This window comes from Chryseobacterium sp. WG23 (genome assembly GCF_024586575.1).
Taxonomy (GTDB): domain Bacteria; phylum Bacteroidota; class Bacteroidia; order Flavobacteriales; family Weeksellaceae; genus Chryseobacterium.
The window spans coordinates 165,606-190,829 of record NZ_JALCZE010000005.1 but is presented as its reverse complement, the minus strand read 5'-3'; the positions used below and the strand labels follow the sequence as shown (position 1 = coordinate 190,829).

The 25,224-nt window shown below is 36.1% G+C and carries 27 protein-coding genes; 16 read left to right on the top strand and 11 right to left on the bottom strand.

Going from position 1 to position 25,224, the window contains the following annotated elements:
• The first annotated feature begins 175 nt into the window (after positions 1 to 175).
• From MP477_RS09630 to MP477_RS09615, 4 genes are all read left to right on the top strand, one after another.
• Complete coding sequence (locus tag MP477_RS09630; protein ID WP_230033470.1) at positions 176 to 883, top strand: tetratricopeptide repeat protein; 708 nt, start codon at positions 176 to 178, stop codon at positions 881 to 883.
• A gap of 3 nt (positions 884 to 886) precedes the next feature.
• Positions 887 to 1,405, top strand: coding sequence for a 6,7-dimethyl-8-ribityllumazine synthase (ribH, locus tag MP477_RS09625; RefSeq protein ID WP_034734563.1), 519 nt, complete (start codon positions 887 to 889; stop codon positions 1,403 to 1,405).
• A gap of 214 nt (positions 1,406 to 1,619) precedes the next feature.
• Positions 1,620 to 3,698 (top strand): LTA synthase family protein, encoded by a 2,079-nt coding sequence (locus MP477_RS09620; protein WP_257190257.1) that lies wholly within the window; start codon positions 1,620 to 1,622, stop codon positions 3,696 to 3,698.
• A 77-nt stretch (positions 3,699 to 3,775) separates the two neighbouring features.
• Entirely contained in the window at positions 3,776 to 4,639 is an 864-nt protein-coding gene (locus MP477_RS09615; protein WP_230033468.1) for a neutral zinc metallopeptidase, read from the top strand.
• 51 nt (positions 4,640 to 4,690) lie between these two features.
• Here the strand turns inward: MP477_RS09615 and MP477_RS09610 are convergent, their stop codons facing one another.
• A complete protein-coding gene (locus tag MP477_RS09610; RefSeq protein WP_257190256.1) occupies positions 4,691 to 5,548 on the bottom strand; it encodes a GLPGLI family protein in 858 nt (285 codons plus the stop codon).
• Positions 5,549 to 5,984: 436 nt separating this feature from the next.
• Between MP477_RS09610 and MP477_RS09605 the strand changes: the two genes are divergently transcribed.
• From MP477_RS09605 to sufD, 7 genes are all read left to right on the top strand, one after another.
• Positions 5,985 to 6,314, top strand: coding sequence for an iron-sulfur cluster assembly accessory protein (locus MP477_RS09605; RefSeq protein WP_230033464.1), 330 nt, complete (start codon positions 5,985 to 5,987; stop codon positions 6,312 to 6,314).
• Positions 6,315 to 6,458: 144 nt separating this feature from the next.
• The gene (locus MP477_RS22815; protein ID WP_257190255.1) at positions 6,459 to 6,566 is read left to right on the top strand and encodes a four helix bundle protein; all 108 of its coding nucleotides are present in this window, start codon (positions 6,459 to 6,461) and stop codon (positions 6,564 to 6,566) included.
• Entirely contained in the window at positions 6,517 to 6,723 is a 207-nt protein-coding gene (locus MP477_RS09595) for a four helix bundle protein (RefSeq protein ID WP_257190254.1), read from the top strand. The genes MP477_RS22815 and MP477_RS09595 overlap by 50 nt, the downstream gene beginning before the upstream one ends.
• A 35-nt stretch (positions 6,724 to 6,758) precedes the next feature.
• Complete coding sequence (gene sufB, locus MP477_RS09590; protein ID WP_047484614.1) at positions 6,759 to 8,207, top strand: Fe-S cluster assembly protein SufB; 1,449 nt, start codon at positions 6,759 to 6,761, stop codon at positions 8,205 to 8,207.
• Between the two features lie 6 nt (positions 8,208 to 8,213).
• On the top strand, positions 8,214 to 8,720 hold the full coding sequence (locus tag MP477_RS09585) for a GNAT family N-acetyltransferase (RefSeq protein ID WP_257190253.1): 507 nt from the start codon (positions 8,214 to 8,216) through the stop codon (positions 8,718 to 8,720).
• A gap of 18 nt (positions 8,721 to 8,738) precedes the next feature.
• Positions 8,739 to 9,482 carry a Fe-S cluster assembly ATPase SufC gene (sufC, locus tag MP477_RS09580; protein ID WP_230033460.1) on the top strand — a complete coding sequence of 248 codons (744 nt, stop codon included), beginning with the start codon at positions 8,739 to 8,741 and terminating at the stop codon, positions 9,480 to 9,482.
• 102 nt (positions 9,483 to 9,584) lie between these two features.
• Positions 9,585 to 10,892, top strand: coding sequence for a Fe-S cluster assembly protein SufD (gene sufD, locus MP477_RS09575; RefSeq protein ID WP_230033456.1), 1,308 nt, complete (start codon positions 9,585 to 9,587; stop codon positions 10,890 to 10,892).
• 71 nt (positions 10,893 to 10,963) lie between these two features.
• Here sufD and MP477_RS09570 read toward each other — a convergent pair whose 3' ends face one another.
• Both MP477_RS09570 and MP477_RS09565 read right to left on the bottom strand, forming a co-directional pair.
• Positions 10,964 to 11,887 carry a DUF3078 domain-containing protein gene (locus tag MP477_RS09570; protein ID WP_257190252.1) on the bottom strand — a complete coding sequence of 308 codons (924 nt, stop codon included), beginning with the start codon at positions 11,885 to 11,887 and terminating at the stop codon, positions 10,964 to 10,966.
• 238 nt (positions 11,888 to 12,125) lie between these two features.
• Entirely contained in the window at positions 12,126 to 13,052 is a 927-nt protein-coding gene (locus MP477_RS09565) for a DUF3078 domain-containing protein (protein ID WP_257190251.1), read from the bottom strand.
• A gap of 248 nt (positions 13,053 to 13,300) precedes the next feature.
• Between MP477_RS09565 and MP477_RS09560 the strand changes: the two genes are divergently transcribed.
• From MP477_RS09560 to MP477_RS09545, 4 genes are all read left to right on the top strand, one after another.
• Positions 13,301 to 14,068 carry a rhomboid family intramembrane serine protease gene (locus MP477_RS09560; protein ID WP_257190250.1) on the top strand — a complete coding sequence of 256 codons (768 nt, stop codon included), beginning with the start codon at positions 13,301 to 13,303 and terminating at the stop codon, positions 14,066 to 14,068.
• A gap of 35 nt (positions 14,069 to 14,103) precedes the next feature.
• Complete coding sequence (gene dprA / locus MP477_RS09555; protein ID WP_257190249.1) at positions 14,104 to 15,213, top strand: DNA-processing protein DprA; 1,110 nt, start codon at positions 14,104 to 14,106, stop codon at positions 15,211 to 15,213.
• Between the two features lie 190 nt (positions 15,214 to 15,403).
• Positions 15,404 to 16,762, top strand: a complete 1,359-nt coding sequence (gene gdhA, locus MP477_RS09550) for an NADP-specific glutamate dehydrogenase (protein ID WP_230033445.1) — start codon at positions 15,404 to 15,406, stop codon at positions 16,760 to 16,762.
• 130 nt (positions 16,763 to 16,892) lie between these two features.
• A complete protein-coding gene (locus MP477_RS09545; RefSeq protein WP_257190248.1) occupies positions 16,893 to 17,261 on the top strand; it encodes an iron chaperone in 369 nt (122 codons plus the stop codon).
• A gap of 42 nt (positions 17,262 to 17,303) precedes the next feature.
• On the opposite strand, the gene MP477_RS09540 is transcribed toward MP477_RS09545, so the two are convergent.
• The 3 genes from MP477_RS09540 to MP477_RS09530 form a co-directional block, all read right to left on the bottom strand.
• On the bottom strand, positions 17,304 to 17,618 hold the full coding sequence (locus MP477_RS09540; RefSeq protein ID WP_257190247.1) for a hypothetical protein: 315 nt from the start codon (positions 17,616 to 17,618) through the stop codon (positions 17,304 to 17,306).
• A gap of 113 nt (positions 17,619 to 17,731) precedes the next feature.
• Positions 17,732 to 18,220, bottom strand: a complete 489-nt coding sequence (locus tag MP477_RS09535; protein WP_257190246.1) for a YkgJ family cysteine cluster protein — start codon at positions 18,218 to 18,220, stop codon at positions 17,732 to 17,734.
• Positions 18,221 to 19,192, bottom strand: a complete 972-nt coding sequence (locus MP477_RS09530; RefSeq protein ID WP_257190245.1) for an ion channel — start codon at positions 19,190 to 19,192, stop codon at positions 18,221 to 18,223.
• Between the two features lie 156 nt (positions 19,193 to 19,348).
• Between MP477_RS09530 and MP477_RS09525 the strand changes: the two genes are divergently transcribed.
• Positions 19,349 to 19,729 (top strand): group III truncated hemoglobin, encoded by a 381-nt coding sequence (locus MP477_RS09525; protein ID WP_257190244.1) that lies wholly within the window; start codon positions 19,349 to 19,351, stop codon positions 19,727 to 19,729.
• Between the two features lie 43 nt (positions 19,730 to 19,772).
• On the opposite strand, the gene MP477_RS09520 is transcribed toward MP477_RS09525, so the two are convergent.
• The 5 genes from MP477_RS09520 to MP477_RS09500 form a co-directional block, all read right to left on the bottom strand.
• Entirely contained in the window at positions 19,773 to 20,843 is a 1,071-nt protein-coding gene (locus MP477_RS09520) for a calcium:proton antiporter (protein WP_257190243.1), read from the bottom strand.
• A gap of 66 nt (positions 20,844 to 20,909) precedes the next feature.
• Positions 20,910 to 21,248 carry a DUF6122 family protein gene (locus tag MP477_RS09515; RefSeq protein ID WP_230033431.1) on the bottom strand — a complete coding sequence of 113 codons (339 nt, stop codon included), beginning with the start codon at positions 21,246 to 21,248 and terminating at the stop codon, positions 20,910 to 20,912.
• A gap of 31 nt (positions 21,249 to 21,279) precedes the next feature.
• Positions 21,280 to 22,515, bottom strand: coding sequence for a hypothetical protein (locus MP477_RS09510; RefSeq protein ID WP_257190242.1), 1,236 nt, complete (start codon positions 22,513 to 22,515; stop codon positions 21,280 to 21,282).
• Positions 22,516 to 24,537 (bottom strand): hypothetical protein, encoded by a 2,022-nt coding sequence (locus MP477_RS09505; RefSeq protein WP_257190241.1) that lies wholly within the window; start codon positions 24,535 to 24,537, stop codon positions 22,516 to 22,518.
• A 17-nt stretch (positions 24,538 to 24,554) separates the two neighbouring features.
• Positions 24,555 to 25,223 (bottom strand): hypothetical protein, encoded by a 669-nt coding sequence (locus MP477_RS09500; RefSeq protein ID WP_257190240.1) that lies wholly within the window; start codon positions 25,221 to 25,223, stop codon positions 24,555 to 24,557.
• Position 25,224: the final 1 nt, after the last annotated feature.

Below are 25,224 nucleotides of genomic sequence, written 5' to 3'. Positions count from 1 at the left end.
CGCTCAGCGAGACAACATCAACAAAAGGTTGGTTTAAAAAAAGCCTGCAGAGCGGAGTCGAAGCATTTTTATGATAAACAGATACTATTTCATAACATTTGCATAATAATACTGATAAAGTATTTTGTAAATCATTCAGAAACAATTAAATTTGCAGTTCAATTTTTAAAAACTTATGGCAAAATTGGGAAAGAATGCTCAGAATGAGCAAGAAGGTAAAGAAACGGTTGAGTTCTTTAAAGACCTTGACAGAGAGGCTTTAAACACTGAGAGATTTCTTGAAAAATATTCAAAACCTTTAGGGATTGTATTTGGAGTTTTAATCTTAGGCGTTCTAGGATTCTTTGGGTACAAGCAATTTGTAGTTGCTCCTAAGAATGTTGAAGCTGTAAAAAGTTTCCTTGCTGCTCAAAAAAACCTTGTAGAAGGTAAAGATAAAGAAGCTTTAGGTGGAAAATCTGCAGCTAATCCAGGTTTTGTAGGTACATATAACGATTATTCAGGAACAAGCGTAGGTCAGCTTTCTGCTTACAATGCCGGATTATTGAAATTTAAAGAAGGCAAATTCCAGGAGTCTTACGACCTTTTAGATAAGTTTTCATCTGATAACAAAACGTTAATGGCAATGAAATACGGAGCTATGGCGGATGCGAAATCAGGCCTTAACAAAAACGATGAGGCTTTAGCTTTATTAGATAAGGCAGCAACAGCTTCTGATGATCCTTACACTACTTATTTCTTCACAAGAAAAGCAGGGATCGTAGCATTAGGGTTGAAGAAAAATCCGGAAGCTAAAAAATACTTCTCAGCAATTGACGAGAAATATCAGGACTATGACAACGGAATGTCTGATTCTTATATTGAAATGACTAAATATTATTAAAAAATGGCAACAGTTAATCTTTCCGATTACAAGCCACTTCATATAACTAATGCCGAAGATTTTTCTATCGGCATTGTTTTTTCTGAGTGGAATGACTTTGTAACATACAATCTTCGCGATGCAGCTTTAGAAATACTTGAAAAAGAAGGGGTAAAACCTGAAAACATTAAACTTTTTCCTGTTCCCGGAGCTTTTGAACTGAACTATGCAAGCATGCAGCTTTGCAAAGAAAGAAAATATGATGCCGTGATATCCATTGGATGTGTAATCCGTGGAGAAACCCCTCACTTCGACTATGTTTGTTCTGCAGTAGCACAGGGAATCAAAGACTGTAACATCATGACGGATACCCCTACAATATTCTGCGTATTGACTGATGATACCAAAGAACAATCTATTGCCAGAAGTGGTGGTGACTTAGGAAACAAAGGCGTTGAAGCAGCAGTAACCGCTTTAAGAATGATTGATTTCAAAAAGAAATTATCAGATAAAAAAGGAAATATCGGATTCGGGCACTCCTAATTTGATACAACATACCAATATAGAGGGCTATTTTTAATAGTCCTTTTTTTATTGAATTGTTGCAAAAGCACACAGAACAACTGAAAATAAACAGGCTGAAAATTTATTTTTTTAATTCCTAAATCTTACCCATAAACGCTATATTTTCATTTTTTTCTGTTAAAAGTTAGACACAAAAACTATCTTTGTGTAAACTACTATAGACAGTATCTCCATGTTTTTAAAAAAAATAAAACCGTTCCTATATTTAGGAGTTTTCTATCTTATTATCTCGTTAATAATAAGGACAGTATTCTTTTTTCACCCTATTACAACCGCTAGTTTTGGTTTTTTTGAAATAATAAAAGTCTTGTTAGTTGGCCTTTTGAATGATTTCTTTGTCTTCATACTGGCCAGTGCATTGCTTGCACTTTACTTTTTATTTCTCTCCAATTCAAAATATAAAAAGCCCTACGGCTATATTATTTTTGGAATATTAGTCTTATTTTTCCTTTATATATGGCTCATCCCGAACAATATCTTCAAGCAGTACGGAGGTTCTATAACAGAAGTTGCACTGGCCTTTGTAGGAATAAAGACCTTTTTCTTTGGACTCATGCTCTTCCTTCCTACTCAAAGGATTAAAATTCGTAACACATTATACTTTATCACGCTTTTATTATATGTACTTTCCATCATCTTTAATGGAGTAAGTGAGTACTTCTTTTATAATGAATTTGGGGTACGCTATAACTTCATAGCAGTAGATTATCTGATCTACACCAATGAAGTGATCGGAAATATTATGGAAAGCTACCCTGTAGTTCCTTTATTCTCGGCAATACTTGTTGTAACATTATCTATTACCTGGTTCATCTATAAAAAAACAAAGAATGAGCTTCTGGAACTTCCAAACTTCAAGGAAAAAATGATTTTGCTGGGCTCCTATGCTGTTCTTTGCGGAATTAGTTTATTGGTAATCCCTTCATTGATGCAGATTAAGTCTGACAATGTTTTTGCAAATGAAATTGAAGCGAATGGAATTCCTAAGTTCTATTGGGCCTTTACACATAATGAGCTAGACTATTTCCAGTTTTATTCACAGATCAATCAACAGCAGGCAGAAAAGAATTTCTTAAGCCAGTATTCACCGCCTGCATTGGCAAGAAATATTGTAGCTGAACAGCCCGAGCTAAAGAAAAATGTAGTCCTGATCTCCATTGAAAGCCTTTCTGCAGATTTTATGGAACATTATGGAAATACTCAAAAAATCACTCCGTTCTTAGACAGCCTGGCAGAGAAGTCATTGATGTTCACCAACCTCTATGCTACAGGAAACAGAACCGTACGCGGTCTGGAAGCTTTAACCCTTTGTATTCCTCCAACAGCAGGAGAAAGTATTATTAAAAGAGATGATAATAAAAACAAATTTACAACAGGAAATGTTTTTAAATCTAAAGGCTATGATGTTAAATTTCTTTACGGAGGATATAGCTATTTTGATAATATGCAGGACTTCTTCCAAGGAAATGGGTATGGCATCGTAGACAGAAATAATTTTAAACCTGAGGAAATCAGTTTTGCCAATGTTTGGGGCGTTGCGGATGAAGATATGGCTAAAAAAGCAATTCAGGTGATGAATGCCGAAGCAAAATCAGGAAAACCGTTTTTTAATCATTGGATGACCGTTTCCAATCACAGACCATTCACTTATCCTGATGGAAGGATTGATATTCCGGGAACATCAAAATCCCGTGAAGGCGGTGTAAAATATACAGATTATTCGCTTAAACTTTTCTTTGATATGGCTAAAAAACAGGATTGGTACAAAAATACAGTCTTTGTTATCATTGCAGACCATTGCGCTTCCAGTGCAGGAAAAACAGAACTTCCGATGGATAAATACAGAATTCCAGCCATGATTTTTTCGGAAGGATTTATCGAGCCTCAAAAGTTTAATTCACTGATGTCTCAGATCGACATAATGCCTACGGTTTTAGGGCTTCTGAATTTCAGTTACCAGTCTAAGTTCCTGGGTCAGGATGTTTTCACAAAAGAATTTCAGCCTAAAGCTTATGTTGCCACGTATCAGGATCTGGGCTTTATAAAAGACGGATATCTAACAGTAATTTCTCCGGTAAAAAAAGCAAAACAATATTCTTTAGAACTGGATAAAAGTGATCTTGCACCGGAATTTAAGCTGTATTATAACGAAAAACTATTAAAGAATACCGATCAGAAACTGATAGATGAAACCATCTCAGCCTATCAGTCTACATCCTATTGGCTGAAAACAAAACAGCTCAACAGATAAAACATTATGTATTTTTAAAATATTGACTGATATAGTTTTAACTTAATTTAATTAAATTTACCCATAAAATTATTAGCATGAAATGGACAGACGACAGAGGCGGAAACGTTGATGACCGCCGTGGTTCCGGAGGCGGAGGAGGTGGCATGATCGTAGGCGGCGGACTCGGAACTTTAATTATAGCAGCAATTGTGTTCTTTTTAGGAGGAGACCCTTCCGGTATATTGAATTCCGGCAGTGTACAGTCTTCAGGAAATTCCGGTGAAAAAAGAGAACTTACGGCCAATGAAAAACAGATCGGTGAAATGGTCGACATGATGGCCAAATGGAATATCTTAACCTGGGATCAGATCTTTAAAGAAAATGGGATGACCTATGCCGCACCTGAAGTAGTACTTTTTGAAAATACAACCAGATCTGCATGTGGTGTTGCTGAATCTGCAATGGGACCTTTCTATTGCCCGGCTGATCAGAAAGTATATATGGACATGAGTTTCTTCAATGAACTTCAACAGAGATTCGGAGCAAAGGTTACCGAATTTACAGTGGCTTACGTTCTTGCTCATGAAGTAGGACACCATGTACAAACTCTTTTGGGTACCACACAAAAAGTAGATGCTCTCAGAAGAAGCGGAAGATATTCGGAAGCAGAGATGAACAGAGTGTCTGTTGCTACAGAATTACAGGCCGATTTCTATGCCGGAGTCTGGGCCAAGAAAACGGATGATTCCAAACATATACTGGAACCGGGAGATATACAGTCTGCTATAGATGCAGCACAGGCTGTGGGAGACGATAACATCCAAAAAAGAGCTCAGGGATATGTTAATCAGGAAAGTTTTACCCACGGATCATCAGCACAACGTAAAGAATGGTTTATGAAGGGCTATAATAGCGGTGATATCAGACAAGGCGACACTTTCAACCAGCTTTTAAAATAAACAGATAGAATATAAAAAAGTCCTGAAGAAGTTTTCTTCAGGACTTTTTATTTATTGCAATTCGATTGGATTAGAATTTTTCTTAGCTTCTTCTTTCACCCTTTCTTCCATTCTTTTTTTCATATCAGCAGGATTTTGGTTTCCACCTCCACCCGGGCCTCTTCCGCCACCAACTCTCATCGTAGTAGAAAACCCACCTTGCCCTCCGCTTTGGTTCATAAAAGCTGCTGGATCAGTCTTAAACTTTTGCTGCTGTTTTACAAAATCGGCTCTTTTTACTTTTATAGGAGATCCAAACTGGTTCAGAACAGGAAATTCAGCAATCTTAAAATTTTTCATCAAATCAAAAGAATAATCTCCTCTATCATCTTCCACTTTTACGATCAGCCCGGGAAGCCCACCAAACTTATAAGGACCATCCTGGTACGGAAGATCTGTAGTAAACCAGGCGGTCCACTTTCTTCCTCCAAAATCAGTTTCTGCTTTTTGAACTTTATATTCCCCAATTTTTGTGGTTTCTGAAGAAATTTTCCAGTTTAGAGGCCTGTCTTCCTCATAAGAATAACTATCTCTCCCTATTCTATCTTTAAAGTACGTCTTCTGATTTATTTTATCTTTTTCTACAGAATAGCTCATATTCGTTCTCAGATTTTCCATCTGATCTCTGTTGATACTTCCTCTTCCGCCACCTCCCTGAAATGCTTTTTGCATAATAGAATCTCTTTTGATCCTGTTTTCAGAGTAAAAAACTGATTTTTCAGGGGAAATATCCAAATACGCATTTTCAGTTTTAATATCCGTTTTATTTTCTGCGTTCGGCTTCATAGTTACCTGATACACAAATCTGTTGGTTTGCGCAGAAATATGCTGCATAAAAACGGCAAAAACAATAACACCTAATTTTTTCATTTATATTTTTATTTTAATTCAAATTTAAAAGACACAAAAAAAGACGTTTTTTTTCACTTTATCTTCATTGATAAATAGCAACTGCTCTTTTTAATACTAAAAGTTTCTTCACCTTTCACCTTCACAAATTAATTTAATGCGTGTTCCTAAAGGCTTCATAGACGTATTTTACAGTCTTCCGAGGGGTATTACAGTTAAAAATAATGCAAAAAAACAATACTTTTTGTTTCATTATCGCTTTCCTTTATAGATAGGAAATACAATTCAAGGTTAAAAATATTCATATTCATAAGCGAAAATTTATATATCTTTTAACGTTAACACAGTATTAAAAATATTGTATTAAGATCAGAATCATTAAAATAGATATCTTCGATTTGAGATTGCGGAAATTAGTTCGTATTTTTGCATAATTAAATCATTCTAAATAAATACAATGATAAAAGTATCAGATTACGCAAAGGAAAAAGCCATTCAGCTGATGACAGAAGATGGCTTTAACCCTGCTGAAGATTATATAAGAGTTGGAGTTAAAAGCGGCGGATGCTCTGGTTTAGAGTATGTTTTAAAGTTTGACAACCAAAAAACAGACACAGATCAGATTTTTGAAGATAATAACATTAAAATTGTTATTGATAAAAAATCTATCTTATACTTAGCAGGAACAACTCTTGAGTACTCAGGAGGATTGAACGGAAAGGGGTTTGTATTCAATAACCCGAATGCATCCAGAACATGTGGATGCGGAGAATCATTTAGCTTGTAGCTATTAAAAGATTAAACAATTAAAAATTTAAAGATTAGTAATGGCTGTTGAATTTGAAAACTTTGAAGTTTATAAGCTTGCAGTCAATCTAACTAAGATATTTTTGATCTTTTAAATAAAGACAAGTATAAAAAAGAATTTGAATTGACAAACCAAATTAAAAGAGCGGTGCTGTCAATTTCAAACAACATTGCAGAAGGAAGTGAGTATAATAACAACGCCCAGTTTTATCCGGTATTTAAAATATTCTAAAGGAAGCTGTGGAGAAGTAAGAAATATGTTACATCTTTGCTCACTGTTATATGACGAAGATACAAACGAACTAATTAATGATTGTAAATTGGTTTCTAAACAACTATCAAAATTTATTGATTATCTCTCTAAAACTGATACAAGGAAGCAAAGCTAATTTTTTAATCATTTAATTTTTAATTATTTAATTAAATGTCAAAATACACTGAAGACGATTTAAGAGTCGATCTAGAAAATAAAAAATATGAATTCGGTTGGGAAACGAAGATTGATTATGAAGACTTCCCAATTGGTTTAAATGAGGATATCGTCCGTGCTATCTCTGCAAAAAAAGAAGAGCCTGAATGGATGACTGAATGGCGTTTGGAATCTTTCAAAATCTGGCTGAAAATGGTGGAACCTGAATGGGCAAACATCAAATATGAAAAGCCGGATTTTCAAGCAATCCGTTACTATGCTGCTCCAAAGGCAAAACCTGAATTGGAAAGCCTTGACGAAGTAGATCCGGAATTATTGAAAACTTTCGCAAAGCTAGGGATTAATATCGAAGAGCAGAAAAGACTTTCAGGAGTAGCTGTAGATATTGTAATAGACTCAGTTTCTGTGAAAACCACTTTTCAGGATACATTGGCTGAAAAAGGAATTATTTTCTGTTCTATTTCTGAGGCCATTAAAAACCATCCTGATTTGGTAAGAAAATATCTTGGAAAAGTAGTTCCCAGAGGAGACAACTTTTATGCAGCATTGAATTCCGCAGTATTCTCTGACGGAAGTTTCTGCTATATTCCTAAGGGAGTAAGATGCCCAATGGAACTTTCCACTTATTTCCGTATCAATCAGGCAGGAACAGGCCAGTTTGAAAGAACTCTTGTGATTGCTGATGAAGGAAGTTATGTTTCTTATCTGGAAGGATGTACGGCTCCGTCAAGAGACGAAAACCAGCTTCATGCTGCCGTTGTGGAACTGATTGCAATGGATGATGCAGAAATTAAATACTCAACTGTTCAGAACTGGTATCCAGGTAATGAAGAAGGAAAAGGAGGAGTTTTCAACTTTGTGACAAAAAGAGGACTTTGCGAAAGAAATGCAAAAATCTCATGGACACAGGTGGAAACGGGTTCTGCAGTAACATGGAAATACCCATCTTGTATTCTGAAAGGTGACGGATCAATCGGAGAGTTCTACTCTATTGCTGTGACGAACAATCACCAGTATGCAGATACAGGTACAAAAATGATCCACATTGGAAAAAACACCAAGTCAACGATCATTTCAAAAGGTATTTCTGCCGGAAAATCTCAAAACTCATACAGAGGATTGGTAAAGGTAATGCCTACTGCTAAAGGGGCAAGAAACTTTTCCCAATGTGACTCTTTATTGATGGGTAATGAATGTGGAGCTCACACTTTCCCTTACATCGAGATCAAAGATCCTACCGCACAATTGGAACATGAGGCAACCACTTCGAAAATTGGAGAAGATCAGATTTTCTACTGTAACCAAAGAGGTATTGATACCGAAAGAGCCATTGCATTGATTGTAAATGGTTTCAGTAAAGAAGTTTTAAATAAGCTTCCTATGGAATTTGCTATCGAGGCACAGAAATTATTGGAAATTTCATTAGAAGGATCTGTAGGATAAAAAGATATGATAGCTACAGAAAGATTAATTGTAAGAAAACCTGTAAAAGAAGATTTTGAAAGATTTTTTGAAATTAATCATGATCCTAAAACCAATATGCATAACCCAAGCGGGCCAATGAGTCTTGAAAAAGCAGAAGATACATTTGCCAGAATGCTTGACCATTGGGAAAAGCACAATTTTGGAGGTTGGACTATCGTTGAAAAACACAACCCTGAAAACAGTATAGGTTTTGGAGGGCTGAGCTATAAACTCTATGGAGAGGAAGAAAAATTGAACCTTGGATATCGTTTTGCCCCAGAAGCATGGGGAAAAGGATACGCCACAGAGTTCACAAAGAAAGCTATAGACTTTGGATGTAACGATATGAACAAAGAAGAAATATTCGGAATTGTTCGTCCTGACAATATAGCTTCTATTAAAGTTTTGGAAAAGGCAGGAATGATACAAATTGGGAAGCTTAATGACATCCCCGGTCAACCTGGAAGTTTAGTATATAGAATTCAAAAATAATTTGTTTAAGCAAATAAAATGTTAGAAATTAAAAACCTTCACGCCAAAATTGAGGATGGCGCAGAAATATTAAAGGGTATTAATCTTGAAATAAAGCCAGGTGAAGTTCACGCTATCATGGGGCCAAACGGAGCTGGTAAATCCACACTTTCTTCTGTAATTGCAGGAAAAGAGGATTATGAAGTGACTGATGGAGAAATTCTTTTCGAAGGAAAAAACATCAGCGAAGATGCACCTGAAGACAGAGCACATAAAGGAATCTTCCTTTCTTTCCAGTATCCCGTGGAAATTCCGGGAGTTTCTGTAACAAACTTTATCAAGGCTGCTCTAAACGAAACCAGAAAAGCAAATGGATTGGAAGAAATGCCGGCAAAAGAAATGCTTGCGTTAATCCGTGAAAAATCTGAAAAATTAGGGATCAAAAAAGATTTCCTTTCAAGATCATTAAACGAGGGATTCTCTGGAGGGGAAAAGAAAAGAAACGAGATCTTCCAGATGATGATGCTTAATCCTAAATTGGCTATTCTTGATGAAACAGATTCAGGATTAGATATTGATGCTTTAAGAATTGTAGCAGATGGAGTAAATCACTTTAAAAATGAAGGAAATGCAGTTCTTTTGATTACGCACTATCAAAGATTGCTTAACTATATTCAGCCTGACTTTGTTCACGTTTTAGCGAATGGAAAAATCATCAAAACAGGTGATAAATCTTTAGCGTTAGAGCTTGAAGAGAAAGGTTACGACTGGCTTTTAAATTAATTGAAAGATTAAAAAAGCATTTAAAAATTAAAAATCAACGCAATCTTTGTCATTCCGTAGGAATCTAGAATTCTTATACATGACAGAATAAACGTTCAAAAAATGAGTTTAAACGAACAAATTTTAAATAATCATAACGAATTTCTCAGTACACTTCGTCACCGTTTTTTGGATGAAACGAGAGTTCAGGCTTTAGGAGAGTTTGCCAAAACAGGTTTTCCTACCAAAAAAGACGAAGAGTTTAAATATACCAATCTAAGGGAAATCACAGAGAAAGACTACAATTTCTTTCCAAAAGAGAACCATAACATCACTAAAGAGCAGTTTGACCAACTGCACTTAGGAGAGGAAAATTTCGACTGGATTGTTTTTGTAAACGGGAAGCTTCACAAAGAGCTTTCTAAGGTTTCTATAGAAAACGTAGAATTCCTTTCATTCAATTACGCATTGAATGATGATCAGCATAAAGAAGTTTTTGATCAATACTTTAACACTATTGCATCTAAGGATTTAGCTTTCACAAACTTAAACCTTGCCTACTGCAAATATGGATTCTTTTTAAAAGTTCCTAAAAATGTAGTGATTGAAAAACCGATTCATGTTTTCTATATTTCTCAAAACCAGGAGGAAAATACATTCTACAATACAAGAAACCTATTGATCGTAGAAGAAGGAGCAAAAGTAGAGGTTATTGAAAGCCACCATAATTTTGACAGCACTTATGTGCTGACCAATTCTGTGACTGAGATCTTCACCTTTCCAAATGCAAAAGCAGATTGGCATAAACTTCAGAACGACAATAATACTTCTTACCTGATTGACAGCACTTTCGCAAAACAGGAGAAAGACAGTTTAACGACGGTGAATACATTCTCTTTTGGAGGTAAACTGGTAAGAAATAACCTGGATTTCATTCATAATGGATCAAATATCAATTCATTCATGAACGGGATTACCATTATCGGAAAAGATCAGCTGGTAGACCACCATACAGCGGTTCACCACAATTATCCGAACTGTGAAAGTTATCAGAACTACAAAGGTATTTTTGACGGTAATGCACACGGTGTTTTCAATGGGAAAGTTTTTGTTGACAAAATTGCCCAGAAAACGAATGCTTACCAGCAAAACAACAATGTCTTATTAAGCGAAGGGGCAAGTATTGATACAAAACCTCAGTTGGAAATTTTTGCAGATGATGTAAAATGTTCTCACGGATGTACAGTAGGCCAGCTTAATGAAGATGCCCTGTTCTATCTTAGAGCAAGAGGTATTTCTAAAAAAGAAGCACAGGCACTTCTTTTATATGCATTTGCAAATGATGCGATGCAGAATATAGACATAGAGCCTCTAAAAGAAAAAATTTCAAAGCTATTGGCGGAGAAATTAGAAGTTGATTTAGAATTTTAAGACTTATATAATTGATACATAAGAAAGCACTTCAAATTGAAGTGCTTTCTTATTATGTATAGTGATTAAGATTATTTCTTAAGCCACCCCTGGTTATCCTTGTTATCTGAACGTTTCTTTCCGTTATCAATATTATAAGCTAGCCCTACTCCTAATGTTTGTTTCAGCTGGGTTTTCTTGATCTGGTTGTGGTCATATAATAAATCCAGTGTTACATTGGTAGAAATATATTTATTGATCTTCATATTTAGCACTCCACTATATCCAAGAACCAGTCTGTCCGGATGATCAAGATAATTTGAAAAAACAGAACCCGTGTTGATCAGGCTTATATTCTCCATGATTTTCAGCTTGTAAATAGCTGTTCCCAGGAAACCGAATTGAAAAAGAGAAGAATCTCCGTCATTTTTAAGGCCATATGTTCCTGCTTTTTGAAGATCTTTATCCAGAACAAAAGTCCATCTTGCATTGGCAGGACGTAGTGTCATCGTAAAATTATCATTAGGGCGATAGGTAACACCGGCTCCTAAATTTAAATATCCCGGTGCAAAAAAGTTTGATATTTTTTTAGCATCAGGATTATTGCCATCCTCATATCCCGGAGCAAATTGAGTCTGAAGACTTGCTCCCATAGAATAATACCAGTTTTTGGCAAATTCTCTACCGTAGTTAGTAGAAAGATTGATAACGTCCTGGGTTTTTCTTACTCCTGTTCCTTGGGTATTATTTTGGCCATATCCCAGAATAATAACATTTTCCCAAAGATCTTTGCCTTTTTCATAAGTCAGGTTGTAATTGACACCGGCAAGCCATCCCACGTTGTTGGCTCCACCTCCGACCCAATTGGAAAAGGCAGCCTGATTAAGCATTAATGTGTTTTGTCCCTGAATAGACCAGGCTTTTACAGTATCTGTTGCGGGAGCATCAGTTTTAGTTTCCTGTGCCGTTGCAATAGCCCCAAAAGAAATGGAAGCCATCAATAAAAGTTTTTTCATAATTAACTATTTTCCTTGCAAATGTATAAATAATAATTTACGCCTTGGTAATACTCACTTTAATTTGAATTTTACAACAACAAAATTTTATTTATAACCAATTAAAAATAAACAGTTTAAAACTCACCGGCATCAAAACAAAAAACCTTAAACTTAAAAGTACTTAAAAATAAAATCTTACTAATACACAAAAAAGTACTCCTTTCAGAAGTACTTTTTTTATATATTTTGTGATCATCTATTTCTTAATCCACCACTGGCTGTCTTTACGGTCAGAGCGTTTCACACCATTATCCAGCGTGTAGGCGAAACCAATCCCCAGCGTTTGTTTTAGCTGAGTTTTCTCTATTTGATTATGATCATACAGCAAATCTAAACTTATATTGGAAGAAATAAACTTGTTGACTTTCAGGTTCAAAATGGCTCCGTAAGCAAGAACCAGCCTGTCAGGGCGGTCAAGGTAATTGGAAAAGACAGAAGCTGTATTGGTTAAATGAATATCTTCCATAATTTTCACTTTATATATAGCCGTTCCCAGAAAACCAAACTGCAGTAATGAAGAATCCCCATCATTTTTCAACCCATAATTTCCCGCCAGCTGAAGGTTTTTATCCAATACAAAAGTCCATCTGGCGTTGGTAGGACGCAAGGTCACCGTTAAATCATCGTTGGGCCGGTACGTAATACCCATCCCGACATTCAGATACCCGGGAGCCATAAAATTCGATATTTTCTTGGCATCTGGATTATTACCATCTTCATATCCCGGAGCAAACTGAGACTGTACACCAGCTCCTAAAGAGAAATACCAGCTTTTGGAAAACTTTCTCCCGTAGTTTGTAGAAATATTCATAACATCCTGGGTTTTTCTTATTCCCTGCCCTTTAGTATCATTTTGTCCATATCCCAAGATAACGATATTTTCCCAAAGGTCATTTTCCTTTTCATAAGTCATATTGTAATTGATACCGGCAAGCCAGCCCACATTGTTGGCTCCACCACCCACCCAGTTGGAAAAGGCGGCCTGGTTAATCATTACTGTGTTTTTCCCTAACACAGACCAGTATTTTACTGTGTCTACCACTACAGAATCTTTTTTCAATTCTTCTTGTGCACTTACATAAATCCCTATGAAAAAGGAAAGAATTAATAAAAACCGCTTCATCTTCTAAAAAATTTTCAATGCAAAAATATTAAATATAATTTTTCTTAAAGGTCAATTGATCTCCAAAAAATTCATTTTTCATCAGATTTCAACCTCAATAAGGTAGTATATGAATAAATTCAATGCCAAAATACTCGTTGCAAAAAATAAATTGATACCTTTTGTCTTAAAATCAGCTCAGTAGAATCTGATTCATCGACAAATTTTCCGAAATTTACCGTTGGCTTTTGATTTGACGTACCATCTGCATGTTTAAAAATGTACTTTCCAAAAAAGCAATGATATACCCCCCGCTGATGCTTTCGGCAATGTGGTTCGGATACTTTTTACAGATGCGCGGCTTTTTTGGAAGTTGCTTTGGAGCTATTATCCCTTTAGTGCCGGAGGGATTGCTGGGGATTATCACTTCTCCCCTTTTACATGGAAATATAGATCATATTATAGGAAACTCCATTCCTGTTGCTGCCCTGATGTTTCTGCTGTATCAGTTTTATCCTTTAGTAGCCAATAAGGTGTTTATTATTGGCTGGCTGGCCACAGGACTTCTAGTCTGGCTTCTTCCCCCTATAGATATTCTCACCGGTGATTATATGTACACCTGTACCATTGGAGCCAGCGGTGTGGTCTACGTTCTTGCATTTTTCCTTTTCTTTAGCGGAGTATTTAAGTGGAATACAAAGCTGCTTACCATATCATTGCTTGTCGTTCTGTATTATGGAAGTTTAGTTTGGGGCATGCTTCCTGAGGAGCTATTCTATACTATGCAAGAACCGAGTAAGATCTCTTGGCAGGCCCATCTTTCCGGTGCGGTAGTAGGAAGCATTATTGCTTTTGCCTTTAAAAATGTAGGTGAAAAAAAGAAAAAATACATCTGGGAATTCCCTAATTATTACAGTGAAAAGGATGACAAACTGTGGCAGGAATATAAAGAAAATCATCCTGAAGATTTTCTGGAATTACCTTATAAAAAGAGAGATGATATCTGGAATCATTTGGAGGAATTAAGGAAGAAATAAAAACTTATTTTCACTACATTTGAAAAAAAACACACATGATTTCCGAAGAATATTTATATGCAATTGCCCTTCGCGAATGCAGCCAGATTGGTGATATTAATTTTTATAAACTTATCCGGACTTTTGGAAGTGCAGAAGAAACGTGGAAAAGGGCTAAAAAGGAATATAAAAAACTGGAAGGAATGGGACAAAAAACCGTTTCCGGCATTGGAAATAAAGAACATCTGGATTTTGCAGAAAAAGAATTAAAATTTTGCGAAAAGAATAATATCCAGATTAAACTAAGACATCTTAAAGAAATTCCCAATCTTCTTCATGAATGCCCGGATGCTCCTGCCATATTGTATCAAAAAGGAAAACTTGATGATTCACTTCGGAAGGTAAGCATCGTAGGAACCCGGAATATGACGGCTTATGGCCGGCAATTCATCCATGATTTTTTTGAAGCAACGCAGTCTGCTCATTTTTTATCGGTAAGCGGCCTTGCATTGGGTGTTGATAAAGAAGTGCATGAACAATCTATTCTACACAAAAAACCTACAGCAGCAGTACTTGCTCACGGTTTCCAGTTTTTATATCCGGCCAACAACAGAAGACTGTCAGAAAAAATTCTTCAGGAAGGAGGAGTATTACTTACAGAGTTCAGCTCAGCCAGAAAACCGGACCGCGAAAATTTCATTCAAAGGAACAGAATTGTGGCTGGAATTTCGCCTTCTACCATTGTTGTAGAAACAGGATTCGGAGGAGGATCTGTAAGTACGGCAACTTTTGCCAATGACTATAACCGGGATGTTTTTGCTCTTCCGGGAAAAATTACTGACTCCTGTAGCCAAGGCTGTAATCAATTGATTTTCCATCATAAAGCAACCGCCATTTCCACCCTCAGAGACCTTATCAATCTGCTGGGATGGAACCATCCTCAGCAGAAAATTGAAGAGCTTTTCCCGTATAGTGAATCAATGGTACAATTAACTGATTTTCAACAGACAATATATCAATTTATAAAAGAGAATCCACAAATATCCCTGGATGATCTTTCGATGGAAATTGAAATTTCAACTCACAAAATTTTACCAGTCATTTTAGAATTGGAGCTTTTAGGGAAAGTAAAATCATTTTCCGGGAGGCAATTTATCGCAATTTAAGAATTAACGATTTCTTAATACTGCATTATTTCATACATAACATTTCATTTTTAATAAAATTTAATAGTAAATTATTAATTTAATAATATTTTGAAACATTATTATTTAATTTTCAACAATGTTAAAATAGAGTGTTGTGAATCTTGAAAAAAAAATTAAATTTGTTGACAATAATATTCAACCTTAATATATGGAACAATATAATATTGACCAGAAAATCCAAGAGTTTATTGCAAAAATTGAAGCAAAAAATCCTAACGAACCGGAATTTTTACAGGCTGTAAAAGAAGTTGCCGTAACCGTAATTCCGTTCATTGCTACCAAAAAAGAATATACCGGAATGAAGCTGCTTGAAAGAATGGCTGAAGCTGAAAGAATTATTATTTTCAGAGTTCCATGGGTTGATGACAAAGGAGAGATCCAGGTTAACAGAGGTTTCAGAATTCAGATGAACTCTGCTATTGGGCCATACAAAGGAGGAATCCGTTTCCACCCTACAGTAAACCTGTCTGTTCTTAAATTCTTAGCTTTCGAGCAGGTATTTAAAAATTCATTAACAACCCTTCCAATGGGTGGTGGTAAAGGAGGTTCAGATTTTGATCCACAGGGTAAATCTGATATGGAAGTAATGCGTTTCTGCCAGGCTTTCATGACAGAATTATGTAAGCACATTGGTCCTGAAACAGATGTACCTGCAGGAGATATCGGTGTAGGGGCAAGAGAAATCGGATACCTATTCGGACAGTATAAGAAAATCAGAAATGAATTTACAGGAGTTCTTACCGGAAAAGGTCTTGCTTATGGAGGTTCATTGATCCGTCCTGAAGCTACAGGATATGGTGTAGTATATTTTGCTGAGCAGATGCTTAAGACTATCGGACAAGATTTCAAAGGTAAAACAGTAACGGTATCAGGGTTCGGAAACGTAGCCTGGGGAGTTATCAAAAAAGCAACGGAGCTTGGTGCTAAAGTAGTAACCATCTCTGGTCCGGACGGATATATCTACGATAAAGATGGTATTAGCGGAGAAAAAATTGATTATTTATTAGAATTAAGATCTTCAGGAAACAACAGAGCTGAAGATTATGCTAAAAAATATCCTTCTGCTGAATTCCACGCGGGGAAACGTCCTTGGGACATCAAGTGTGATGTTGCCTTCCCTTCTGCAACTCAGAATGAATTAGATTTAGATGACGCTAAGAAACTGGTTGAAAGCGGATGTCTGTGTGTAACGGAAGCGGCTAATATGCCTTCTACACTGGATGCAATCAACTATTTCCTTGATAATAAAGTATTATTCTCTCCTGGTAAGGCTTCCAATGCTGGAGGTGTTGCTACATCAGGATTAGAAATGACTCAGAACTCTATCCGTTTAAACTGGACTTCTGAAGAAGTAGACGCAAGATTAAAAGAAATCATGATCGGTATCCACAAAGCTTGTAGAGACTACGGAAAAGACGAAGACGGTTATGTAAACTACGTGAAAGGTGCAAATATTGCCGGCTTCGTAAAAGTAGCAGAAGCAATGTTGGCTCAGGGAGTTGTATAACATAAAAATATAAGGTTGGGAAAAAATCCCGACCTTTTTTGATACAGCCTGTTCCCGGGATAATGGGAAAAAAGTAAAAAGTGAAAGGAGAAAGTGTTGCTATATGCAGCACTTTTTTTATTTTTATTTCATGACAAATACCTTCAAAAATAGTAATGAATACTTCCTGTTGTTTCCGGAAGAAATTCAAGAAAAATTAGAGGAACTCAGAAAAGCCATCCATACTCAGTCCACAGACCTGGAAGAGTATATAAGCTATCAAATGCCGGCTTTTAGATATAAAGGTAAACCCTTAGTTTATTTTGCAGCATATAAGAATCATATTGGTTTTTATCCTGGTGCTGAAGGGATAAAGACTTTTGAGGAGGATTTCAAAGAAGGAAATTACAAGTTTTCGAAAGGAGCCGTGCAGTTCCCTATTACAAAGGATTTACCTCTTGATTTAGTCCGCAGGATAGTAGCATTCAGAATCAAAGAAATTGATCAAAAAAAACCCTGAAATACTAGATTTCAGGATTCTTTCGGTGTTTACTAAAATGCTTTACTTTTTCTTTTTACTTTTCTTCTCTTCTTTAGTTGCTTCGGCAGGTTTAGTCGCTTCCACAGTGCTTCCGGTGCTTACTGTAGCATCTGCTGCAGGGGTAGCAGTAGAAGCCTCTGCTGTAGTGGTTTGTTTTTGCCCGCTGGTAGTTGATGAGGTAGTCCAGTCTGTGGTAGTCTGCGGACTCTGCTGTTGTGTTTGAGTTGTCGTTTGGTTACTAGTAGTAGTTTCGGCAGGCTTCTGAGTTTGTGTTTGAGCCGATACTGCGATTACTCCGACTAATGTAAACGCTGCCGTTAAAAATAACTTTTTCATAATGTAATATTTAAATGATTGTTTAAACTAAACGACACATCATTTATAAAATTATCCATAAAGGTCTTATTTAACGTACTTTATAATTATTTAAGAGGATTTAGCAAAATATTCTATTTTGTAATGTTTTTCATCATTTTTTCTACAAATTCAAAAGCAGCAGGGCAAATCACTGTATTATTCAGCATCAGATGATTGATCTGGTAGATCTTTTTACGGTCGGTATGAGGATATTCCCTACAGGCTTTCGGTCTCACCTCATAGATAGAACAGGTATTGTCATTATTCAGAAAAAAACAGGGAAGATTCTGTAATACTTTATCGTTATCTTCATCTGTTCTCAGAAATTTTGCTTCAAAATCGGCCTGCTTCATTCGCAAATGTTTTGCGATACGTTCAATATCTTTTTCAGTATATAAAGGTCCGGTTGTTTTACAGCAATTGGCACATTGCAAGCAGTTGATTTCTTCAAAGACTTCATCATGGGTTTCCTGAACAATATAATCCAGATTTCTGGGAGGTTTTTTCTTTAATCCATCCAAAAACTTTTTATGTTCTTTTTGCTTTTGTAAAGCCTGTTTTTTATAAAAATCTAAGTCCATTTATTCTTTATTTCTTACTAAAGCCGTCAGTTCTTCCTTTTGATATTCATTAATTTTATCCAGATCCAAAATTGTGGTCTGGTTATCTTTATTAGGATAATACATGGGAATAAATCTGGCTCCATAAATAATTTCTCCTGTCACATATGAAGACCTCTGAACTACTGTATTGGAAAAAACTTCATCAAATGCACGCACCTGAACAATAAGCTCAATATCCGTAGCATTAAAATCTTCTTCTGAAAACCCATAAAATGGTGAATTTTCATCTATTTTATGTACTACAGTCCAGTTTAAGGCCAATGTATTGATTTTGCTTAAATGGGTCTCTAATCGATAAAAATTACTTTTGGGAACCCCATTTTCAATCACTTCAATGGCAGCAGATACAATAACATCAGCATCTGTAAGGGCATTATTTTTATATGGAGCAAGCCTGAACATCAATGCTGTAGCCTCCTGAAAAGGAGCGATCACAGCGATATCAGAAAATCTTAAATAAGCCCGGGGCCTTGAAAATCTCCCATAAAAAAGTCCGGTAGCAATAGCAAAGGTAAGCAATCCCAAAAAAGCTTCAAAAGTAGCCACCAGGCTGGCCATAAAACCTACAGGGGCAATTCTTCCATACCCTACCGTTGTAAATGTCTGTGAACTGAAGAAGAATACGTCAATAAATTCGTTGAGGGGATCGCTCTTATCAATTCCGGTCAGGTGTTCTACTCCAATGAGATAATAAATCATGGCAAAGACCAGATTAATCAGGATATAGGCCACAACCAGGTAGGAAATAAAGCGGAATGAAGATAAGTTCAGCATCGTGTGATACCAGCTTAACCTATTGAAAACATTCACTCCTGTTCTCTGAACATTCGGGAGGCCGTCTTTATTGATAAATCTTCCCGATGCATTACTTCCGAAGCCACTGTTTTCAGTATTTTTCTGACGTATTTTTTTTCTGAATCCTCTTGTCATTTTTGTATTTTTTCTTGATTAAAGAACTTCAGGAATTTGTGAATCGGCAAATTTTCTATTCGTCTTTACTTCGGTACAAAGATAAAATATTGTTTTCATGAAATTTATCAATCTTGTGATTTGATTTTTAAATTGATTTTGCAGTACATTTGAAATATGAAAAAGCTGGAGTCAAGAGAAGACATTGAACACCTCGTCAATTCATTTTACACCAAAGTGGTTAAAGATGAGACCATTGGGTTCTTTTTTAATGATATTGCAAAAGTAGACTGGGATAAACATCTTCCAAAGATGTATTCTTTTTGGGAGTCTATTCTTTTTGGGCAGATGACGTATAAAGGAAATCCAATGGGCGTACATTTTCCCATCAATGAGAAGCAAGCCATGGAACAAAAGCACTTTGATCAATGGCTAAAACTCTGGCGAACGACTATTGAGGAAAATTTTGTGGGTGAAAATGCGGATATGGCCATCTACAAATCCGAAAATATTGCCAAATTAATGGCATTTAAAATGGAATTGGCCAGAAGACTTTAGTGAGTTTGTATTTGGAATACAAGATTTCGAGATATTTATTTTTTTAAGGAACGATTACCGTAAAGATATAGGCCGCCAGATTGACTAAAAGGACAGTCCCATAAAGGATATTTGTTTTTCCCCTGCTTAACGAAAGCATGACAATAAACACGGATAAGGAAAGCAGGATAATATCTTTTTTATCCAGTCCCAGCACCAATGGGATATCATACATGATGCATACCGCTGATACTGCCGGAATGGTCAGTCCTATACTTGCAAGCGCTGAACCTAATGCCAGGTTTAAACTTGACTGTATCTGATTGGCCCTTGCAGCACGTATGGCCGCTACCCCTTCAGGAAGAAGCACTACGGCGGCAATAATCACCCCTACCAGGGACTTTGGAGCACCAAGACTTTGTACCATACCCTCAATAGTATCGGAAAGGCCTTTAGCCATTAGAACCACAATCACCAGACAAATCACCAAAAAGGCAAAGCTTATGAATGTCTTCGTTAATGAGGGAATATAATGTTCTTCAGGATGTTCATCAGGAACGATGAAATAACTTCTATGGCGAACCGTCTGTACCATCAGGAATACTCCGTAGATAGCAAGACAGGCAATGGAAATAAAGATAAGCTGTGCTTCATTATAAAAAGGGCCGTTGACACTGGAAGTAAAATTAGGAAGCACAAGTGTCAGCACTAAAATGGAAACAATACTTACCAGATACGTGGTGGCAGAAGTTCTTGCAAAGAACTGTTCATGGTATTTTACGCCGCCTACCAGAATACATATACCTAGAATTCCATTCAGGATAAGCATTACTGCGGCAAAAACGGTATCTCTGGCCAGCGTGATCGCCTGATCTCCGCCGGCAACCATCAGTGAGATGATGAGTGCCACTTCAATAATGGTAATACATAGGGCTAGAATAATACTTCCAAAAGGCTCTCCTACTTTATGAGCGACTACTTCGGCATGATGTACCGCCGATAAGACGCTTCCAATAAGAAAAATACCTGCAATGATGTCATATATAACACCGCCTCCCATGAGTCCGGAAAAATAGTAACCGACTGTAAGGACAGGAAAAATATAAGTATAATGTAAAAATTCTTTGAATCTCATAAAGTGATTACAAAATACGAAAAATCTATAAAAATCGGAAGATTAAAAGGTAATATTAATGTTATTTTAATGAGTCCAGAGGGTAAAGTCCTGAAAATCCGTCAGCATATGGAACAAAAGCCCAACGGCAGCAATTCTAATATTCCCTTTAAAAAACAGCATCAGAACATACACTGCAATTGCATAATAGGAATGTAAAATGTGAAAGCCTATACTATTTCTGGATGGGTCAAACACCGGATTGGCAAAAAGATGATCCAGGTCTACAAGCATCGTAGCTAACATAATCAGGTACGCTTTTTTCCAGTTTTTACGAAAAAAAACCAGTGCAATAAACACCGGAAAAATCAGGTGTAAAGAATAATGTGTGATTTGTTTTAGCAAGACAACTTCTGATGGAGCCATGAATATAGGATCATTTTTAGGATGAAAGATTTTACCACCGTAAAATTAAGGGTAATTTTCCATTTTTAGCCTTTACTTTGACCCAATAATTTTGAGCTTCATTACCATAAAACACATAGTCTATATCAGAAATAATCCTTTTTTCAGCTTTACTTAACGTACTCAGAGAAGAGAACAGCATTTCACTGTTTCTGATGAAAATATAATTTTTCTCCAGTTTTGGAGACTGCTGTATTGGTTTTCGGGTAGATTTTATAACAAATCCGGCAGTATTTCTGCTGACATTATTGGGCTGAAAAGGAATTGCCGTGAATTGATTCTGAGCATTAATCCATTTTTTAGTTTGAAAATAGTCCCATGTTTTTTCGGGAACCCGGCTTTGAAAATCAATAATATAGTTCGGCTGTATAATCTTCTGATACGTCTTCTTTTCAATTTCGTTAAAGTTATCATCATAACCATAACTGATGATGGTATCATTTACCTGCTCAAGATCAGCAGTAGCTTTAAAATGACTGATTTGTAGTGAATCTCCGTTGTTTATATTGAAAAAATGAGTGTAGTTTTTTATATTATCAGCATTTAATTCCGCTTCCAGAAAATGGTTCCCCTGTTGTAATTTCGAGACAATCGCATCTACGATTTCCGGAGTTGAGTTGTTTTTTATTTCAATTTCATCATCTTTTAACTCAATGGAGAAATTGTGGATCTTCTGTCCTGAAAGAAAAGAAATGCTCCCTGCCGTATTTTGAATAAACCGATCTGCATCTAAAATGTTCTTTTGGGAATTTTGAAAAAGCTTTTTGTTTATGGCTCCAAAACCCGAATCGGAAGTTCCTACAATACAGTTTCCACCTTCTATGCTAAGAAAAATATGATCCTTTTGAAAAATATTCTTCCCTTTACTCGCAAAATTTTGCTGCTTTAAAAACGCAATAAATTTCTGAGGATCTTTAAGTTCTAAAACACTGTACCATTCTGAAACCCGGGTCCCTTTAAGATGGAAAACCTGTAAAAAATCCGGGATTGTAATTCCCGATTCCCTCAGAGAAACTGAACCTTTCCCTTTCGTCTTGCTGCCCCATTGTGAGGGATGTGTGATCAGGCTGAAAAGATATTGCCTCGTCAGATTCTTTACGTCTATTAAAACTACTGCATCGGCATTTTCAGGAATGAACCTAAGTTTCTTATCCTTATAAAAAAGCACAAAATAAGCTGTAACAGCCAGTAACAGAATTAACGAGGCAATACCTTTCTTTTTATTCATCTACAATACCGGTGGTTTTTTTTCGGAATCTTTTATTTTAAAAATCTCATTAAACAGATCAAAGAAATACATCAGGCTGTTTTCAGAAGAATTTTTAATATTATAATCCATTTCTGTTTGTATACTCTCTTCTTTTACTTCAGTTTTATAATACAGCTCCCCTACATTTTTTCTGAACAGATCCAATGTTTTTCTTTCCGAAGGACTTTCGAACTCTTTATCTAAACCGATTAAAAGTTTCTGCAGGTCCAGTCTTCCGGATAAGGGATATCTGGATGAATCTTTTGCCCATTTTCTAGATACTTCAGACTGGCTGTGAGCAGTGGTGATATTATCTGTAGAACTCGTAAGGTAAACAACCCCATCTTTTACAGTAAAGAACAGCTGATCAAAATACCCTTCTTTTTTATCATCCTTAAAAGTATAGAAGTTTCCTACTTTTGAGAAGTTTTTAGCCAGCTTTTTATTCGTTGTCAACACATTAAAAATACGGTTCCAGTACCCTTCATTCTCCGTAGCAAAAGCAAAAGTGAAATTAGGAACTGCTACATCTTTGGTTTTCTTTACTTCCTTTTCATTATAGTCGTCATCATATTCATAATCAGTATAGTCTATTTTTTTTGATTTCAACTCATTTAAAACAAAAATTCCGTTTCCCGGTGCTATTTTAGTAATGGCTTCTTCATCCAAAACAATTTTCATCGTTTCCATGATCAGCTCTAATTCTTTTTTATACTTGGCTTCTCCCGAATCCTGAATAAGACTGTATATCGCATCAAAAACTTTTCCTCCGTTTACATTAACGGCATAATAGCCAATACTTTTTTCATTGATGAGGTCCAGCAGTTTTCTGTTCTTTTTTCCTTTATAAATTGACGAGATATTTTTTTGCATCTCAGCATTTTTATGCTGGTAATTATTGATCAGCTTTACTTTATCCTTGTCAAAGTATAAGTTGTAAGCAGAATTTGAGTTGTACATATTCTGGAAAACCTGTCCGAAATCGTAGCGTTTCATCGCTTTGCCGTAGATTCCGTCATTGACAATCCTTCCATAGTCTGTATACACAAAAACGTCAGAATTCACATCTTTGAAGGTCAACATTTCTTTAGAAGCTTCCACTTCCAGGTTGGAACTGAAATATTGGTCAAAATGATCTTCAGCATATTTTTTTACAACCTTGAAGTTCTCTCTGCGGATAGAATCCTGTTCTTTCTGATAAGCTTTCTCAGACTCAGAGTCATCATACTCCGAACCATAGTTCCCCTCACCTTCTGGTTCCGGGACTAAAACCTCCTCTTTTTCTTTAGGATATTGGTGATGTTTTTGCAGGTATTTGATATCCTTCTGAATTCTTGCAATCTCCGTGTTGTTATCTTTAATGCTTTCTCTCAGGTATTTAATATCCTCTTTCAGGTTTTTTACTTCATCTTTATAATCAAATGGTTTCTCCTGTTCTTCGGCATACACTGAGTCAACCGAAACACTATCAACCGCCACGGCAACACTGTCTGCCACGGTTGCAGCCTCATCTGTCCAAAGATCTTTATAAGGTTTCGTATAGCTTATCAGGCTAAGCACTGCACGGCTTCCGTTCCATGCAACAAAAATATCATCATCTATATCAACGTAAGAATAGTTATTTTTTCCGGACGTTTCCTGTCCTTTTTTCTTAATGGAATTAATGAATTCCTGAAACTTCTCTTTATTATCGATGATAAAATGAGTATGGTAGGTTTTGATGGAGTCATTAAAACTGGCGTAGTGATACTGAATGGCATCATATTTAATTCCGGTTTTAGAATAATCTGTCCATGAAGATTTTTCTTTGCTCTTTTTGCTTAGTTCATGCAGTAAAGGATTAAGCTTGTTCCAATTGATTTTGTTGTTAAGCTGTTTCCCATTGACTTCCATATAAAATACGGCATCATTTGGGACTTTCATACTATTTTGCGCTAAAACAATACTAAAGCCAAAGACTAAGAAAATAATTTTTTGTGTTTTTAATACTATAGATTTCATGGTTTAATGTTAGAAATTTATTGGAAAAGGATTGTATTTTGTAATTGCTTTTTCTGAAGAATTACATCTAAGATGCCCGCGTCCATCTTTACGGCCTTTTTATTTGGAGAAAGCAGATAGGCACTGTTGGTCTGGGATTTTACAGTGTTTTCAAACTGCATTACGGAAGTATATGTGGCACCATTAAAGACTTCTTTGTCTGCCTTACTCATCTTGTCGTAATCCGTTTTGAATGTATTCACTTTATTTCTCGTCAATACCTTTTTTTCAAGATTCTGGCTGTATATCTGTGTTGGAATCATTTTACCCAGTATATTCTGAGCCTTTAGTTTCTCTAGTCCGGCATTGATATTTTCAATTTTCTTAAAATTACAGCTCAGTTTGATGATGTAATTATCAAAGTCCATAGAGGTTTTCACATTACTGATTCCCGGTGTTCCTTTGAAAATTTTAGAGGCTTCATTGATTTTGCTTTCAATTTCAGACTTCTTGGGAACCTTTTTCCCATTAATAGTTTCCATTTTAGAAATTGAAGCGAGTCTTGTTTTGCTTTTACTCGCATTAAGAATAACAGTATATTCTCCTGTTCCGTCAGCTTTTAGATTAATCTTGTCTAAAATATCGAAACAGCTTGTCAGCACCAGCAAAGGCAGAAACAGAAGACATAACTTAAGAATGTTTTTCATG